Origin of the sequence: Bombella pollinis (assembly GCF_026385485.1) — a bacterium.
GTDB classification, from domain to species: domain Bacteria; phylum Pseudomonadota; class Alphaproteobacteria; order Acetobacterales; family Acetobacteraceae; genus Bombella; species Bombella pollinis.
Window position 1 is genome coordinate 1 of record NZ_JANIDX010000004.1, and the last position, 15,085, is coordinate 15,085.

Sequence of the window (15,085 nt, forward strand, 5' to 3'; positions counted from 1 at the left end):
TGGGGTGGATAAAATTGCTTTTGTCTCTTGAGAGAGGCATTTTGCTGATTTTCTTCCAGACAAAGGAACAAAGGAATACCTTGTTTAATGATATATCATACCTATTTATGTATGGCTATTATAGAAAATATCTTAGATTGACATAAGCTTTAATACATTCTCTATCTTAGGACAGGGCGTTTTTTAACGGTCTATCTTTATAGCGTTATGGCTTCAGCTTACTAAAAAACATGAGTAGGGGATATAAGATGACAAAAAAGACCATATCAAGGGATGAGGCTCTACATAATTTACGAAAATATATAGGCCATGATTTAGGGCTTTACGCTGAGAAATATAACATTACTATAGAAAAAGATGGAAAGATTAATAAAGGGTGGAAAGGGCAGGTTTTAGAACAGTTAGCGGGCTTGGATAATAACAATATTAGGGCACCAGACGGAGGAGATTTTGAGTTAAAATCTGTAGTGCATACAAGAAAAGGCGATAAATGGGACCCCAAGGAAACAATGGCCATTACGATGATAGATGAAGCGTCCTTAGCGAAAGAGGATGATTTTTATAAAACTCATCTATGGAGCAAGTTAGAAAAATTAATATGCTGCGCTACCTCTTTTGAGGGGAGCGGGGCGAAGACAAGTAAATTATTAAGCGTAACCTCTTTTGAGTTTTTAGATGGTGATGAGACAATAAAGGAGATAAAGAAAGACTATGAGGATATTAGAAAGAAATCTATAAAAGATGGTTTCCATAGTTTAAGTGGAAAAGATGGAACATGGATTCAACCAAGAACAAAAGGTCAAGGAGGGGTTAATCCAAGAACTGGGCAGCCTAACCCTAAGACCCGTGCATTTTATGCGCGCAAAGATTTAGTGAGGAAACTCTTCGAGCCTAATGCCAAGGCTAAGTCTTCCTTACATAAGGTCTCTGGCGCGCAAATAGGTATCCCACTAACAGATGACGAATAAACGCACTGACTCCCCGTTGGGGGAAGGGGCCGCTTAAAGGCGTGTTTAGTCTGTATGACGGGGAGGGTCGCCTTCTAGCGGTGTGAAGCCGAGGCTTTGCAATAAGTGCTTAAGGGCGGCCCCTGCATGGGAGACGGCTTGGTCATCATACCCTTTGGCTACAAGAGCCACGCCGCGTTTTGGGCCGGCATCAAAGGGGTAAGAGCCAATATCTAGCATAGGGTAGTCATGTTGCAGGGCAGTGAGGGGCTCAGCAAGGTCGCCTTCATACACATCATAGCTATACCAGCTTACGCTGGATAAAGGGGAGCCTGCCTCTAATTGCGGGATGAGCCATGAGACCATGGCTTGAAAAATACGCGGCACCCCCGCCATGACATGGACATTGCCTAAAGAGAAACCCGGCGCGGTGGAGACGCTGTTTTTAATAGGCGTTGCTCCTTGGGGGAGCCACGCCATACGCTGGCGGGCTTTATTAAAGCTCCCGGCAGGGAAAAGGGCTTCAAGCTGGCGGAAGCTTTCCTCATGGCATATCAGCGGGACGTTAAACGCCTCGGCAATGCACGCGGCGGTAATATCATCATGGGTGGGGCCAATGCCCCCGCTTGTAAAGAGGAGGTCGAACCGGGCGCGACATTCATTAACCGTTGTGATGATATGAGCAGGAATATCGGGGATGACACGGACCTCTACCAACCGAATCCCTTGATGATTGAGGGCTTGAGCAAGGACGCGCACATTTGCATCTTGTGTGCGGCCGGAGAGAATCTCATTACCAATGACAAGAAAACACGCTGTACGGGAAGCCATAAGCTTAGAATTACCTTATAATAGCCACATCCCCATAGGTTGTAGGGTGTCCTATCAGCCTAGGGACGTGATGAAGGATGTATGAACCACCCTCACTATGGGCCTATTACGGTGGTAAGAAAAGGAGTGTTCGCTATGGAGCTAGAATATCACAAACCTGTTTGTCTCTCGGACCTCCGCGCCATGCTAGGGGAGGGACCAGTTTGGATAGCGGCAGAGCAGTCCTTTTATTTTGTGGATATTCATAGCCATCGTGTCCATCGCTATTGCCTTGCAGATGCTACGCTCAAGAGTTGGAATGCCCCTAATCGGATTGGCTTTCTCCTCCCTGTCAGTGATGGCACATTTTTGGCGGGGTTGCCTGATGGGTTGCATCGGTTTGATGTTAAAACCGGGTATTTTGAACATGCGTGCACGATAGAGGCAGAGGATCCCGATAACCGCCTTAATGATGGCTGTGTGGACCAAAAAGGGCGCATCTGGTTTGGCACGATGGATGAAGGCGAGAGCCGGGAGAGTGGTGCCCTTTACCATGTTGAGCATAAAAAGGGTCAACTTAGCGTGTCTCATTGGGATAGTGGCTATACGGTCTCAAACGGGCCAGCACTCTCACCTTGTGGCAAGGTACTTTATGCTTGCGATAGCCCGCGCCAACGTATTTATGCGTTTGATATTACAGAGGCAGGCGAGCTTAAAAATAAGCGTATCTTCGCAACCCTGACGAAAGGGTATCCCGATGGTGTGGTGACCGATAGTGAAGGTAATCTATGGTGCGGCACATGGGCTGGTGGTCAGATTACGCGTTTCCGGCCTGATGGAACGATGATGGAGCCTATCGCTTTGCCAGTCTCTAATGTAACGAAGGTTGCTTTTGGGGGCGTGGATTATAAGACCGTTTTTGTAACGACCGCACGGAAGGGCTTAGCCCCTGGTATGGCAGAGGCGCAGCCTCAAGCGGGGGGGATTTTTGCCTTCCGTACCGATATTGCTGGTAACCCCCAACATAGCTTCGCGCTGGAGCCGCTATAAGGCGGCGTCTCAGCCATTATGCCCGCTATTAGTGAGTGAGCAATTCTTGGATGTGGGGGATGAGGGGCGCATCCGCCTTTGGCATAGGATACGTCCCTAAATCTTCAGCAGAGACCCAAGCGAGGGTTTGCCCTTCCCGCCCGATAGGGTCGTTCTCCCATTGCCGGACGACATATAGCACCATGAGGAGATGGAAGGTTGCGCAATCCTCACTCACAAAAGTAAGGGGCTTTAGGGCTTCTGGTGCCACAATGAGGCCCAGCTCCTCATGGAGTTCGCGCACTAAGGCGGCCTCTGGTGATTCGGGGACTTCGACCTTCCCACCGGGAAACTCCCATAATCCTGCAAAGCTTTTGCCCTCTGGACGTTGGGCCAGCAGGACCGTGCCATTATCTTTTATGAGAGCGGCTGCTGTGACGAGTAAGGTACGGGGACGGAAGGGTGTCGTCATGCAATATTCCCATTAAGATGGACTGACCAGAGGAAAGATAAGGTTAAAATGCGCCTTTTATGCCACAGGGAAAAGAGGAAAAGTTAAAAAAAGGATAGAATCCTTGGCGTAAGCGCAGTAGGCCGGTAAGGAAACCGGCCTGTTATGAAAGGATAATCATCGGTTATTCTGTAACAGTGTGTGGCTAGTTTATCACCATTGGAATATGCGAGGGATTTGAGCATAGTGCGCCGTCATCTTCTTTTATCGTCTGTTGTGATGTCTGTTGGCTTGGGGGGCGCGTCTGCTTTTGCACAGACAAAGCCGCAGAAGCCTGCTTTAGCACATGGAACAGCAGGCAAGAAGCTGGCGTCCTCTATGGCTGCGCATCCGGCAAAGAAGGGGGCTGCGCCTGCCCAGCAGGCGGGGGTTCATGCTGCTCCAGCTCATCATAAGCCGAAATATGTTTCCGCAAAAGGCGTGCAGACGCTCTCTGTTCATGCAGGGCATGTTAGCCGCGCGGCAGAGATGGTGGTGCCGAAAAGCGTGATGAAGCAATATGTCCCCGGTACCAGCCCCTATAAGGCGTTGGACCGTATGCCGGGGGTTAGTTTTACCTCGACTGACCCTTTCGGTGTGGATAGTTTTGGGGCCAATCTTTACGTCCGTGGTTTCTTTATGAATCAGCTAGGCGTAACGCTTGATGGCATCCCGCTAAATGACCAGACCTATCAATCGGTTAATGGGTTGAGCTTGGCTTCTGCTATTATCCCTGATGATATTGATAGCATCACTATGTCCCAAGGTGGGGGTGGGGTGGATGTCCCCTCGACCAACACGCTGGGCGGGACAATTCGTTTTACCTCAAGCGACCCGGCCGATAAATTGGGGGGGAAGGTTAGCCAAGCTTTTGGGAGCTATGGCTCCTATCGGACTTACGCACGGTTTGATTCTGGACGGCTGAATGAGTCGGGGACGAAGTTTTACACCTCTTATGCGCGTACAGATGAGGGAATGTGGGAAGGGAAGGGTGATCAGTTCCTCCAACAAGTGAATGCGAAGTTAGTACAACCTGTTGGTGAGCGTAGCAAAATCTCTGCTTTTTTTGACTGGACAGACCTGCAACAGCAAAATTACCCAGACCTCTCCTTGGGGATGATTCATAATCTGGGATGGCGTGTGCCTCATCTCTATCCTGATTACAAAAAAGCCTATCAATGGGCGCAGCAATGCAATAATAGCCCGAATAATTTTCTCGCTTATCCGGGGTCTAATGGGCAGGTCAATGCATGCCAAATGCCGTATTATGACGGGGGGCAGCGTGAGACAAACTTTTTAGGTGGGTTGAACTTCGATTTCGCATTAACTGACCATCTCACATGGCACACAACTGTTTATGGGCATGGGCAGTCGGGTAATTATAGCTACACAGCCGCCGCCTCTGCTGCTTCGACCGACCCGGACCTCCAAGTAGCAACACCTAATGGTGTACCGCTTTATCAAGAGGTGTGGAAGAATAGCCAGCAGCGTTTTGGGGTTAATAGTAGCCTGCAATATCGTATTGCTCATCATAAAATTGAGACCGGTATTTGGTATGAGAATAATAACCAAACAGCAGGTTTATATAATTACCTAGAGCCAGAATTAGGGGCGGGGAATCCTGTTAAAGCCGTTGGGCCATATAATGTGTATGGCCCAGCTGACCGGGTATATAACTTCCGCTGGCGTACCAATGTGGTGCAGACGCATCTACAGGATATTTATAGCATCACGCGTAATTTGACGCTGACAGCGGGCTTCCGTTCTCTTATCTCCCAGACATCTGGTGGTGGGCATGAGAATGATAATTCATGGGCTGCGCTGGATGCAGGGGGGCTGCCTTCTGGCTCCTTACATGCGACAGGGGCATTTTTGCCGCATTTCAATCTTGATTGGCGGGTGAATCGCCATCATGAGTTCTATATTGATGTCTCTAAGAATATGCGTGCTTATGAGGTCTCCGGTACAGGGGTGGCAAACTCCCTCTTTTCCGTCCCGAATCAGCAGGAGTTCCTACGGCAAAAGGCGCAGAGCAAGCCTGCAAGAGCATGGACCTATCTAGGGGGGTATCGTTTTACGACCTCCATTGTGCAGCTAGATGCTACCGTTTATCACTCCACCTTAATGCACGAGCTTCTCGCTGGGGCACGCGGGACGATGTTTAACCCGATCTCTGAGGAGTTTGACTTCGGGCGTATCTCTATGACGGGGGCGAATGGGAGTATTGCCATCCGTCCATTGCCGGGCTTGGTGATTACCAATACGCTTAGCTATAATAGGGGGCGATATGAGCGTAATATTACCTCTAGCGCGGGGAATTATTATCCGCTCAAAGGTAAGAGCATCGCTAATTACCCAACATGGATGTATAAAGCCTCTATTGCCTATACATGGCATGGATTGAACGCGCATCTTGATGCGAATTATTTCGGCCGGCGTTATTATAGCTTTATGAATGATACCTCTATTGGTGGTTATTGGCTGGCCAATACAGGGGCTAGCTATACGTTTAAGAAACTGGCTGGCGTGCGTGATGTTACAGTGAGTTTTAACGTCTATAACCTCTTAAATACAAAATATATTGCCATGATGGGTGAGAATAATAACCCACCTGTAGGGGATTATCAGTCCCTAGAGCGTGGGGCCACGCGGGAATATTTCGGGACGATTAGCGCAGCGTTTTAAGGGGAAGGTCCAGCCTGTATTATGAGAGGCTGGACCGATTGTGCTAGCGTTGTGCTGTTGCAAGCTCTGCAGCAAGGGCGGTTATAAACTGAGCGGCGACCCGGCCAGAGCGGCTTCCTCGTTGGATAGCCCATTGGAGGGCACGGCGGTGGAGGTCCTCCTGAGCGATGGGGAGGTGCCTTTCTGCGGCATAAGCATCAATGATGCTGAGATAATGCTCCTGCGTTGCCCCATACAGGCCAATCCAGAGGCCGAAGCGGTCGGAGAGGGAGAGTTTTTCCTCAATCGCTTCCCCCGGATTGATGGCATCTCCGGCTTCATTATCAATCATATGACGCGGCATAAGATGGCGGCGGTTAGAGGTTGCATAGACCAATACATGCTCTGGCCTGCCTGCAATGCCACCATCTAGGATGGATTTGAGCGATTTATAATCGGCATCTTGTGCCTCAAAGGAGAGGTCATCACAAAAGAGGATGACCCGGCGGGTGCTACAGCGCAATAGGGCGAGAAGCTGCGGGAGAGTGTGGAGGTCATCGCGGGGGATTTCGATGAGGGCGAGGGAAGGCTGGCCTGCCTTGCGCTGCTCCTCATTCACCCGGAGAAGGCAAGCTTTGACGAGGGAGGATTTCCCCATCCCGCGTGCGCCCCATAGCATGACATTATTTGCCGCTAAGCCTTGGGCAAAAAAGCGCGTATTGGCCAGCACTTTTTGCATTTGCTGGTCGATCCCTTTTAACAAAGAGAGTGGGACGGTCTGCATAGCTTTAAGTGGTTGTAGGTTGGCTGTTGTGCCTTGCCAGAGGAAGATGTCGCTGCGTTCATCCTCTAATACGGCAGGGTCTGCTGGGGGTGGGGCGATGCGCTCCAAACTCTCGGCGATGCGGGTTAAAAGGGGGAGGAATGCAGCGGAAGGCATGGTCTTTTCCTAGAATGAAGGTTGACGTGTGGTGTCGGCACTATATGGTCGCCAAGCGTTTCTCCCTAAGATGGAACTAAACTGACTTATGAACAATCTTCTTTTCTCTACAGCCTATGCGGCTGATGCAGCAGCTAGCCCGTTTAGTGCAGCGGGATTGGTGCAATTTGCTCCAATCCTTTTGGTGTGTGTTGTGTTCTATTTCTTGCTGATTCGCCCTCAGCAAAAACGCCAGCAGAAGCTGCGTGAGGAGCAAAGCAATTTGCGCCGTGGTGATCGCATCGTGACCTCGGGCGGTATTGTGGGGACTGTGCAAGCAACCCGTGATGATTCGCAGGAAGTGGATGTGGAGATTGCCCCCGGTGTGAAGGTGAAGGTCATCCGCAGCACGATTAACACCGTCCTTTCACGCGAAGGCAAAGCGGCTAACGATTCATAATCGTTATAAACGATGCCCTAAAGAAACCCCGCCACGAGTAATCATGGCGGGGTTTCTTTTATAGATGCCGTGGGGCAGGAGGTTTAGGCCCCTTTAAGGCAGGCCTCGGCATAGTCGTAATTAGCGAGCTTATCGAGGAAGTTTGTCACATAATCAGGGCGGCGATTGCGGAAGTCCAGATAATAGGAATGTTCCCACACATCTAGCCCAAGGAGTGTACGCCCTTCATCCTCGGAGAGGGGGTTGGCGGCATTAGCGGTTTTGGTAACCTTCAGCTTGCCATCAGAGCCTAAAACCAGCCACGCCCAGCCGGAGCCGAACTGCGTTGTTGCGGCTTGTTTAAAGGCGGCCTTAAAAGCATCGACAGAGCCGAAATCCTCAACTAGCTTCTTCTCTAACGCACCGGGGATGCGCCCGCCTTTAGGGCTGAGGCAGTTCCAGAAGATGATGTGGTTCCAATGCTGGCCAGCATTATTAAAGACTGGAGTGAGGGCGGAATCTGTATGGGAGAGGGCGATAATTTCCTCAAGGGATTTACCAGCAAGTTCTGGTTTACTTTCAATAAACCCATTAAGGGCCGTAACATAGGCTTGATGATGTTTACCGTGATGCAGCTCCAGCGTTTCTTGGCACATGCCAGCAGCAGCCAAAGCATTTTCCGCATAGGGGAGTTTGGGGAGCTCAAAAGCCATTGTGAATCTTCCTTACTTATAGGAGAGGGGAGGCACGGAGTACCGACCCCCTCATGACGTCCCTTTAGCTATGGCGGCGGTGCGGGAACGTCAAGGGAGCGAGAGGAGAGATGGGCAAAAAAAGAGTAAAATGGTCCAAATAATCTTATAATTGAGAAATCGTACCAAAAAAGCCCCGCTCTAGCAGGGCGGGGCTTTTAGGGAGGGGAGAATTATTCCCCATCATCATAATCATCATCGACATCAGCAGGATGACGAATAGGCGGGCGGGAGCGGTTATCGGCATTGCGGCGGGTGAAATGATGGGCAATATCCGCTAATTCCACAAAATGGTCGGTCTGGCGGCGGAGGTCATCACCAATCATTGGGGGGGTGGTTTTAACGGAGGAGATGACTGTCACACGGACACCACAAGCTTGCACCGCCTCTACAGCACGGCGAAGGTCGGAATCGCCACTGATGATGACGATGTGGTCCAACCGTGGGGCCTGCTCGATAAGGTCCACAGCCAGCTCGACATTCATATTCCCTTTGATGCGGCGTTGGCCAGATTGGTTGGTGAACTCCCGTGCTGTTTTAGTGACGAGATGGTAGCCATTATAAGCAAGCCAATCTGTCAAGGGGCGTAGGGGGGAGTAATCCTCTGTCTCTGGCATAGCAGCGTAATAAAAGGCGCGTTGAAAGGCTGATTGCTGCTCAAACAAATCCCGCAGTGCTAGGAAGTCCACCTCAAAGCCAAGATTGCGGGCTGCATGGTGGAGGCTGGCCCCGTTGATGAAAAGTGACGTGCGATCGTTTTTGCGTAGCAGAAGGTTAGACATATAGCTCACTATAGGATTTTAAGTTGATGGGGTTATGCTAGGAGGAACGTCCTGTTTGCTCAGGTTTAGACCGTCAAATACTCTTGGCTTATGTGGTGGTAAACACCTTTTTCTTTCCCTGCTCCATAAATGGCTTTTGTGATGATGTAGCATCATCTGTGGTAAAGGCATGCCGCATGGAGGACAGGACAGCCCCTATGCCCCTTCTTACAGCTTTACGTTGCATCAATAAAGAGATTTATGATAGTTGCTCGCACAGATTGTGCGATAGGTGGGTGTGATGCCATTCTTTTCGTGCTAGGCTGGGGCGGTTTTGCGAGAGAGCAAAGTCTGCTCGGTGTGATATTACAGGGGGAGAGCCAGTTTTATGGCACGTGTGACCGTAGAGGATTGCATTGAGAAGGTTTCAAACCGTTTTGACCTCGTATTGCTGGCTGCTCAGCGGGCGCGTGGTCTCTCCCGTGGGGAGGGGTTACAGGTCCCACGCGATAATGATAAAAATACTGTTGTAGCCCTGCGTGAAATTGCGGAGGACCATGTCAGCCTTGAAGGGCTGAAGAATGGGATTGTCCGCTCCATGGGCCATCAGCCAGAAGTTGAGCCTTCGGATGAGGAAGTGCTAGATTTGATCCCAACAGACCAGAATATCTTTGGTTTGCAGGATGTCTCCGCTGAGGAAGAAGCCGCTAATATGGCTGCTGATGAAGCTGGTTCTGGCCGGAGACGTCGCTAATCTTTAAAAGGCCGCCTCCTCTGTAAGCGGGAGAGGGGGTTGTTCTCGCACTGTTCTCCCAATTAGGGGGCTAGCGGGATGGAATGGAGGCGGGGTCGTGGGTGGTGAGTCGTTGCTTTCATCTGGAGGTTCAGAGGGAAAAACGGGTGAGACGGCCAACCCCGCGCCTAAAGACTTTCATCCGCCGATTCATGGTCTGTTAGAGCGTATTCGGCAATATGATGCTTATGCCGACCTTGCCCAGATAGAAAAAGCCTATGACCTAGCGGCAAAAGCACATGAGGGGCAATGCCGTGATAATGGCGACCCTTACATCACGCACCCTATCGCCGTAGCGAATATTTTGGCGGGGTTTCATATGGACCCTGTCTCCATCATGGTGGGTTTGCTCCATGATACGGTGGAGGATACGGGCGTTACGCTGGAGAGCTTAACGCAGCAATTTGGTAAAGATGTTGCTGCTATTGTGGATGGCGTAACCAAGCTTACGCGTTTGGAGCTGCAATCCGACCGGACAAAACAAGCAGAGAACTTCCGTAAGCTCGTTTTGGCGATGTCGCGTGATATTCGTGTCCTCATCGTCAAATTGGCCGATAGGCTGCATAATATGCGGACCTTGCATTATGTGCAGCGGACGGATCGCCGCCAGCGTATTGCGCGTGAGACGTTGGATATTTACGCTCCCCTTGCCGAGCGCATCGGTATGGACCGCGTTAAGACAGAATTGCAGGATGTCGCTTTTGCGAATCTGGAGCCTGATGCTGATGCGACTATTCGCGCCCGGTTGAATTATCTGCGTGGCCAAGGCGCGGATATGATTGAGCAAATACGTTGTGAGTTGCTTACTCTTTGTAAAGAAGCTGGGGTAGAGGGGGCGGAGGTTGTTGGCCGAGAAAAGACGCCTTATTCCATCTGGGAGAAGATGAAGCGGCGTAATGTCGCCTTTGAGCAGCTCTCGGATATCATGGCCTTTCGTATCCTCGTGCCTACGCGGGAGGCATGTTATGCGGCCCTGGGGGCTGTGCATGGGGCTTACCCGATGATTGCCGGGCGGTTTAAGGATTATATCTCCACGCCGAAAACAAACGGTTATCAATCCTTGCATACAGGGGTGACGCTTTACCGCCCTCATAGCCAAAAGATTGAAGTGCAAATCCGCACGCCAGAGATGCACGACCTTGCCGAAAATGGCGTGGCCTCGCATTGGAGCTATAAAGATGGCTCTAACCCGAGTGAATATGAAACGGCTGTCTTGTCTGAGACCTTCGGGGCTTACACGCGTAAGCTGCGTTGGGTGCAAGATTTGTTGGATATTTTGGAGGATAGCCAAGGCCCTGATGAGTTCTTAGAGAATACGAAGTTAGAGCTTTATCAAGACCAAGTCTTTTGCTTTACCCCCAAAGGGCAGCTTATCTCTCTCCCGCGTGGGGCGACCCCGGTGGATTTTGCCTATGCGGTGCATAGCCAGATAGGGGATCGCTGCGTTGGGGCTAAGGTGAATGGTAGGCTCGTCCCGCTAAAGCATATTTTGCAAAATGGGGACCAAATCGACATCATGACCGCACGGGGGGGCACACCTTCACCCTCGTGGGAGCGGTTTGTCGTTACCGGCAAAGCGCGGGCGCGTGTACGGCGGTTTGTTGCTCTCCAACAGCGGCAGAATAATGTAGAAAATGGCCGTGGTGCGGTGGCGCGGGCCTTCCGTCAAAAAGGGGTGGATGGCTCTGAAAAGGTGTTGGAGGGTATTTTAGGCACCTTAAAGCAGAATAGCCTTACAGATTTATACGGGGCTGTTGGGGCGGGTCATATAGACCCGAAAGATGTTGTTGGGGCGGCATATCCCGAGCTTTCCCGCCAAGGGCGCGCCCCGCGGATTGTCCCCGGCTTATCTCCGCGTTTGGAGGAGCGGTTAGGCCAGCGGTCTGCACCACTCAAACCCCTTAATAGCCATGATAGCCCCTTGATTGAGGGCATCGGGAGTGGGATTGAGATTAATTTCGCGGGGTGTTGTCGCCCTCTGCCGGGGGACCGGATTGTCGGGATTATTGCACCCTCAAAAGGGGTGACGGTGCATCGGCGGAAATGTCATAATCTCAGCATGTTCTCCGACATGCCGGAGCGTTTTTTGGAGATTTCGTGGAGCGATGAGGCTATGGGGCGTGTCGGGCGGGATGCCCCCCGCTATATGGCGCGGCTCTCTGTTGTGGCAGGGAGTGACCCGGCTGTTCTTGCGGCTCTTACCAATCTCGCAACGCGGCATGAGGCGAGTGTGGTGAATTTGCGGATTGTGAATCGTCAGCTCGATTTTATGGAGATTTTGGTGGATTTGGAGGTCCGTAATAAAGGCCATCTTGCTACGGTATTAGCGAGTTTCCGCTCCGAGAAAGGCGTCCTCCAAGCAGAGCGGACGAAGGGATAACCCGTATGATTTTGGGTATTGGGGTGGATGTCTGTGCCATAGCGCGGATAGAGGGAGCCTTGGCGCGGCATGGGGAGGCGTTTTTGCAGCGTGTTTTTACGCCAGCGGAGCAATCTTACATACGCAGCCTCGCCCCTACGGCCCAAGCGGGGGCTTGTGCCAAGCGTTGGGCCGCAAAGGAGGCTTGTGCTAAAGCTTTGGGGACAGGCTTTGCCGAGGGCGTGCAGATGCAGGATATAGCCGTGGAGCGTAACGCGAAGGGTGCGCCGCTTATGAGTCTCTCTGGTAAGGCTGCGGCTCTTTTGCAAAAGCGTACGCCAGAGGGTCATTATGCTGAGATTTTGGTGAGTATGAGTGATGATGCCCCTCTCGCAATGGCACAGGTTTTGATACAGCTTGTCCCTATAGGTGATGTAGAGAAAAGCGCAGCACGGTAAATTAACGCATGACCCCACAGGCCAAGCAGGCTATGCCGGGTGGGTTAGATTTAGGATATAGAGAGATATGAGCGCAGAGACATCATTAGAGCCATCAGAGCAGAAGGAGAGCCTTGGGGCCTCTATTCGGCAGATTATCTTATGGATTGTGCTGATTGTGGCTGTGCGGTCTTTATTGGTGGAGCCTTTTAATATTCCCTCCGCCTCGATGGTGCCTACGCTGCAAGTGGGGGATTTTGTTGCTGTCTCTAAGATGAGCTACGGCTATTCCCGCTATTCCTTCCCGATGTCGCCTTCTTTCATCTCTGGGCGTTATTTTGCCAGTATGCCTCATCGTGGGGATGTAGCGGTGTTCCGTTATACGCAGAATACCTCCATTGATTATATCAAGCGTATTGTTGGCTTGCCGGGGGACCGGATTCGTATGGAGGAGGGGCGGCTCTTCATCAATGGGCAGGCCGTGCCAAGGCAGGATAAAGGCCCTTATAGCGTGCAGGATGAGCGCGGCTATGTGCTTTCTGGCACGCGTTATCGTGAGGTGATACCGCGGGAGGATGGTCGCGTTGTTGCGCATGATATTTTGAAAATGCGTGACCATGACCTCGCTAATAATACGCCGGAATATATCGTCCCGCAGGGCTGTCTTTTCGCTATGGGGGATGATCGAGATGATAGCTCTGATAGCCGCTTCCAAGGGGGGCGTGAGACAGGGGCGTGTGCGGCCCCACCGGGGAATGCGTATCTCAGCGATAGTAGCGGGCATGACCTCGGATTCGTCCCTGTAGGAAATCTGGTGGGTAAGGCGAAGATTGTTCTTTTCTCTGTAGAGATGCGCCATCCAGCATGGCAATTTTGGTACTGGCCTGTGGAAATTCGGTGGGGCCGCTTTTTACACGGTATCGACTAATGATGACACGAGAGGACGCCGTTCGCCTTGTGGAAGCTAAGCTGAATCATCATTTTGAGGATTCAGCTCTGTTGCATGAAGCTTTGACCCATCGCTCTGCCGTGCCTCGGCGGGCAGGGCGGAATCGGGGACAGAAGAAGGACCAAAAGGGCGTAAAGAAGCCCCGTGGGCAAGGCTCTAATGAGCGGTTGGAGTTTATAGGTGACCGTGTTTTGGGCTTGCTCATGGCTGAATGGCTGTTTGAGCGGTACCCAGAGGAGCAAGAAGGGGCCTTAGGGGCGCGCCATGCACATTTGGTCTCACGCCCTGTTTTAGCCCGCATTGCGGAGCGGATTGAACTTTCTGAGGCTATACAAATTGCCCAACATGAGGAACATGCCGGGATTCGCGAGTTAGCGAGTGTCCTTGCCGATGGGATGGAGGCCCTTTTAGGGGCGTTATATCTTGATGCTGGGCTGGAGCCTGCACGGCATGTTGTCCGCCGCTTATGGGATAGGGATATTGAGCGGAGCGGCCAGCCGCATAAAGAGCCTAAAACGTTATTACAAGAGTTTTTGCTAGGCCGTGGGGAAGCTTTGCCGCATTATGAGCTGACGTCTGCTGAGGGGCCATCTCATGCGCCTGTATTTTGTGTGGAAGTGCATGCGCTAGGGCAGGTCGGTGTTGGGCAGGCGGGCAATAAACGCGCGGCAGAAAGTGCTGCTGCAAAAGCGTTGTTAAAGCAGTTAGGACGGGAGGTGGACCATGACTGAGGCTTTTACCCATCCAGAGACATTATCCCCCGCTCATGATGGTGTGGCTCGTTGCGGGTTTGTGGCTCTAGTAGGGGCTCCTAATGCTGGTAAATCCACCTTGATGAATTATATCGTGGGGACCAAGCTTTCCATCGTTAGCCCTAAAGCACAGACGACACGCTTTCGGACTTTAGGCATTGTCATGCGTGGGGCAGCGCAGATTGTGTTTGTGGATTTGCCGGGGATTTTTAAACCCCGTCGGCGGTTGGACCGCGCGATGGTAAAAGCGGCTTGGAGCGGTGTGCAAGATGCTGATTTAAGCCTTTTATTGATTGATAGCCGCATTGGTTTGACGGATGAAATCCGCGACATCATCACCACGCTAAAGGAAAGCAAACGTCCTGTCTGGTTGGTGCTGAATAAAACCGACCTCATCGCCCATGATCAGCTTCTCCCCCTGACTAAAGCCGTTACGGATTTGCTGCGGGTGGAGGAGGTGTATATGGTCAGTGCGCGCTCTGGTGACGGGGTGGATGGGTTGTTAGATGGGCTGGCCAAAGTCTTGCCTGCAGGGCCATACCATTATCCAGAGGATGACCTAACGGACCTGCCTGACCGTTTTCTTGCTGCTGAGATTGTGCGGGAGCAGGTGTTTTTACAGACCCATGAGGAGATTCCTTATCATGCCACTGTGGAGACGGAATCGTTTAAAGTGCGGCCTGATGGGTCAATCCGTATTGATGTAACAGTTTATGTCTCGCGGTCTGGTCATAAAGCGATTTTGATTGGCGAGCGCGGCCAGCGCATCCGGGAGATTGGGATGCGGGCGCGGAAGCAGCTATCAGGCTTGCTTGGCGCGCCGTGCCATCTTTTCCTGAATGTGAAGGAACGTGCAGCATGGGATGAAGAAACAGCCCGCCTCCGTGCCCTTGGTCTTGCTGAGCATAGCTGAGGGTTATGAGTTTTTCTTGTTTGCTGAGAGTTGGCTCTGTATGAGAGGGCTGACAAATATCCGGACACCCC

At 51.6% G+C, this 15,085-nt stretch carries 14 protein-coding genes and 1 pseudogene; 10 read left to right on the forward strand and 5 right to left on the reverse strand.

Annotated elements, in window-relative coordinates:
* The first annotated feature begins 248 nt into the window (after positions 1-248).
* Positions 249-968, forward strand: coding sequence for a MutH/Sau3AI family endonuclease (locus NQF89_RS04600; protein ID WP_266137632.1), 720 nt, complete (start codon positions 249-251; stop codon positions 966-968).
* Positions 969-1,013: 45 nt separating this feature from the next.
* On the opposite strand, the gene NQF89_RS04605 is transcribed toward NQF89_RS04600, so the two are convergent.
* Complete coding sequence (locus NQF89_RS04605) at positions 1,014-1,778, reverse strand: competence/damage-inducible protein A (protein WP_266137633.1); 765 nt, start codon at positions 1,776-1,778, stop codon at positions 1,014-1,016.
* Positions 1,779-1,913: 135 nt separating this feature from the next.
* On the opposite strand from NQF89_RS04605, the gene NQF89_RS04610 reads away from it, so the two are divergent.
* Positions 1,914-2,807, forward strand: coding sequence for an SMP-30/gluconolactonase/LRE family protein (locus tag NQF89_RS04610; RefSeq protein WP_266137721.1), 894 nt, complete (start codon positions 1,914-1,916; stop codon positions 2,805-2,807).
* Between the two features lie 28 nt (positions 2,808-2,835).
* Here the strand turns inward: NQF89_RS04610 and mutT are convergent.
* A pseudogene (mutT, locus tag NQF89_RS04615) lies at positions 2,836-3,243 on the reverse strand (8-oxo-dGTP diphosphatase MutT); the annotation flags it as partial.
* 240 nt (positions 3,244-3,483) lie between these two features.
* On the opposite strand from mutT, the gene NQF89_RS04620 reads away from it, so the two are divergent.
* Positions 3,484-5,961: a TonB-dependent receptor gene (locus tag NQF89_RS04620; RefSeq protein WP_323670732.1), complete on the forward strand. Its 2,478-nt coding sequence runs from the start codon at positions 3,484-3,486 to the stop codon at positions 5,959-5,961.
* A gap of 43 nt (positions 5,962-6,004) precedes the next feature.
* Here NQF89_RS04620 and NQF89_RS04625 read toward each other — a convergent pair whose 3' ends face one another.
* A complete protein-coding gene (locus NQF89_RS04625) occupies positions 6,005-6,880 on the reverse strand; it encodes an ATP-binding protein (protein ID WP_266137634.1) in 876 nt (291 codons plus the stop codon).
* Positions 6,881-6,968: 88 nt separating this feature from the next.
* Here NQF89_RS04625 and yajC point away from each other — a divergent pair, with 88 nt between their 5' ends.
* Entirely contained in the window at positions 6,969-7,319 is a 351-nt protein-coding gene (yajC, locus tag NQF89_RS04630; protein ID WP_099026118.1) for a preprotein translocase subunit YajC, read from the forward strand.
* An 83-nt stretch (positions 7,320-7,402) separates the two neighbouring features.
* Here the strand turns inward: yajC and NQF89_RS04635 are convergent, their stop codons facing one another.
* Positions 7,403-8,011, reverse strand: coding sequence for a superoxide dismutase (locus NQF89_RS04635; RefSeq protein WP_155572937.1), 609 nt, complete (start codon positions 8,009-8,011; stop codon positions 7,403-7,405).
* A gap of 212 nt (positions 8,012-8,223) precedes the next feature.
* Positions 8,224-8,832: a LabA-like NYN domain-containing protein gene (locus NQF89_RS04640; protein ID WP_099026116.1), complete on the reverse strand. Its 609-nt coding sequence runs from the start codon at positions 8,830-8,832 to the stop codon at positions 8,224-8,226.
* Positions 8,833-9,199: 367 nt separating this feature from the next.
* Between NQF89_RS04640 and rpoZ the strand changes: the two genes are divergently transcribed.
* From rpoZ to era, 6 genes are all read left to right on the forward strand, one after another.
* Positions 9,200-9,565, forward strand: coding sequence for a DNA-directed RNA polymerase subunit omega (gene rpoZ / locus NQF89_RS04645; RefSeq protein ID WP_266137635.1), 366 nt, complete (start codon positions 9,200-9,202; stop codon positions 9,563-9,565).
* Positions 9,566-9,677: 112 nt separating this feature from the next.
* Entirely contained in the window at positions 9,678-11,984 is a 2,307-nt protein-coding gene (locus NQF89_RS04650) for a RelA/SpoT family protein (protein WP_407652351.1), read from the forward strand.
* Between the two features lie 5 nt (positions 11,985-11,989).
* Positions 11,990-12,421 carry a holo-ACP synthase gene (gene acpS, locus NQF89_RS04655; RefSeq protein WP_266137636.1) on the forward strand — a complete coding sequence of 144 codons (432 nt, stop codon included), beginning with the start codon at positions 11,990-11,992 and terminating at the stop codon, positions 12,419-12,421.
* A 67-nt stretch (positions 12,422-12,488) separates the two neighbouring features.
* Positions 12,489-13,328 carry a signal peptidase I gene (gene lepB, locus NQF89_RS04660; RefSeq protein WP_266137637.1) on the forward strand — a complete coding sequence of 280 codons (840 nt, stop codon included), beginning with the start codon at positions 12,489-12,491 and terminating at the stop codon, positions 13,326-13,328.
* The gene (gene rnc / locus NQF89_RS04665) at positions 13,328-14,080 is read left to right on the forward strand and encodes a ribonuclease III (RefSeq protein ID WP_266137638.1); all 753 of its coding nucleotides are present in this window, start codon (positions 13,328-13,330) and stop codon (positions 14,078-14,080) included. Before lepB ends, rnc begins: the two co-directional genes overlap by 1 nt.
* Complete coding sequence (gene era / locus NQF89_RS04670; RefSeq protein ID WP_155572942.1) at positions 14,073-15,014, forward strand: GTPase Era; 942 nt, start codon at positions 14,073-14,075, stop codon at positions 15,012-15,014. The genes rnc and era overlap by 8 nt, the downstream gene beginning before the upstream one ends.
* Positions 15,015-15,085: the final 71 nt, after the last annotated feature.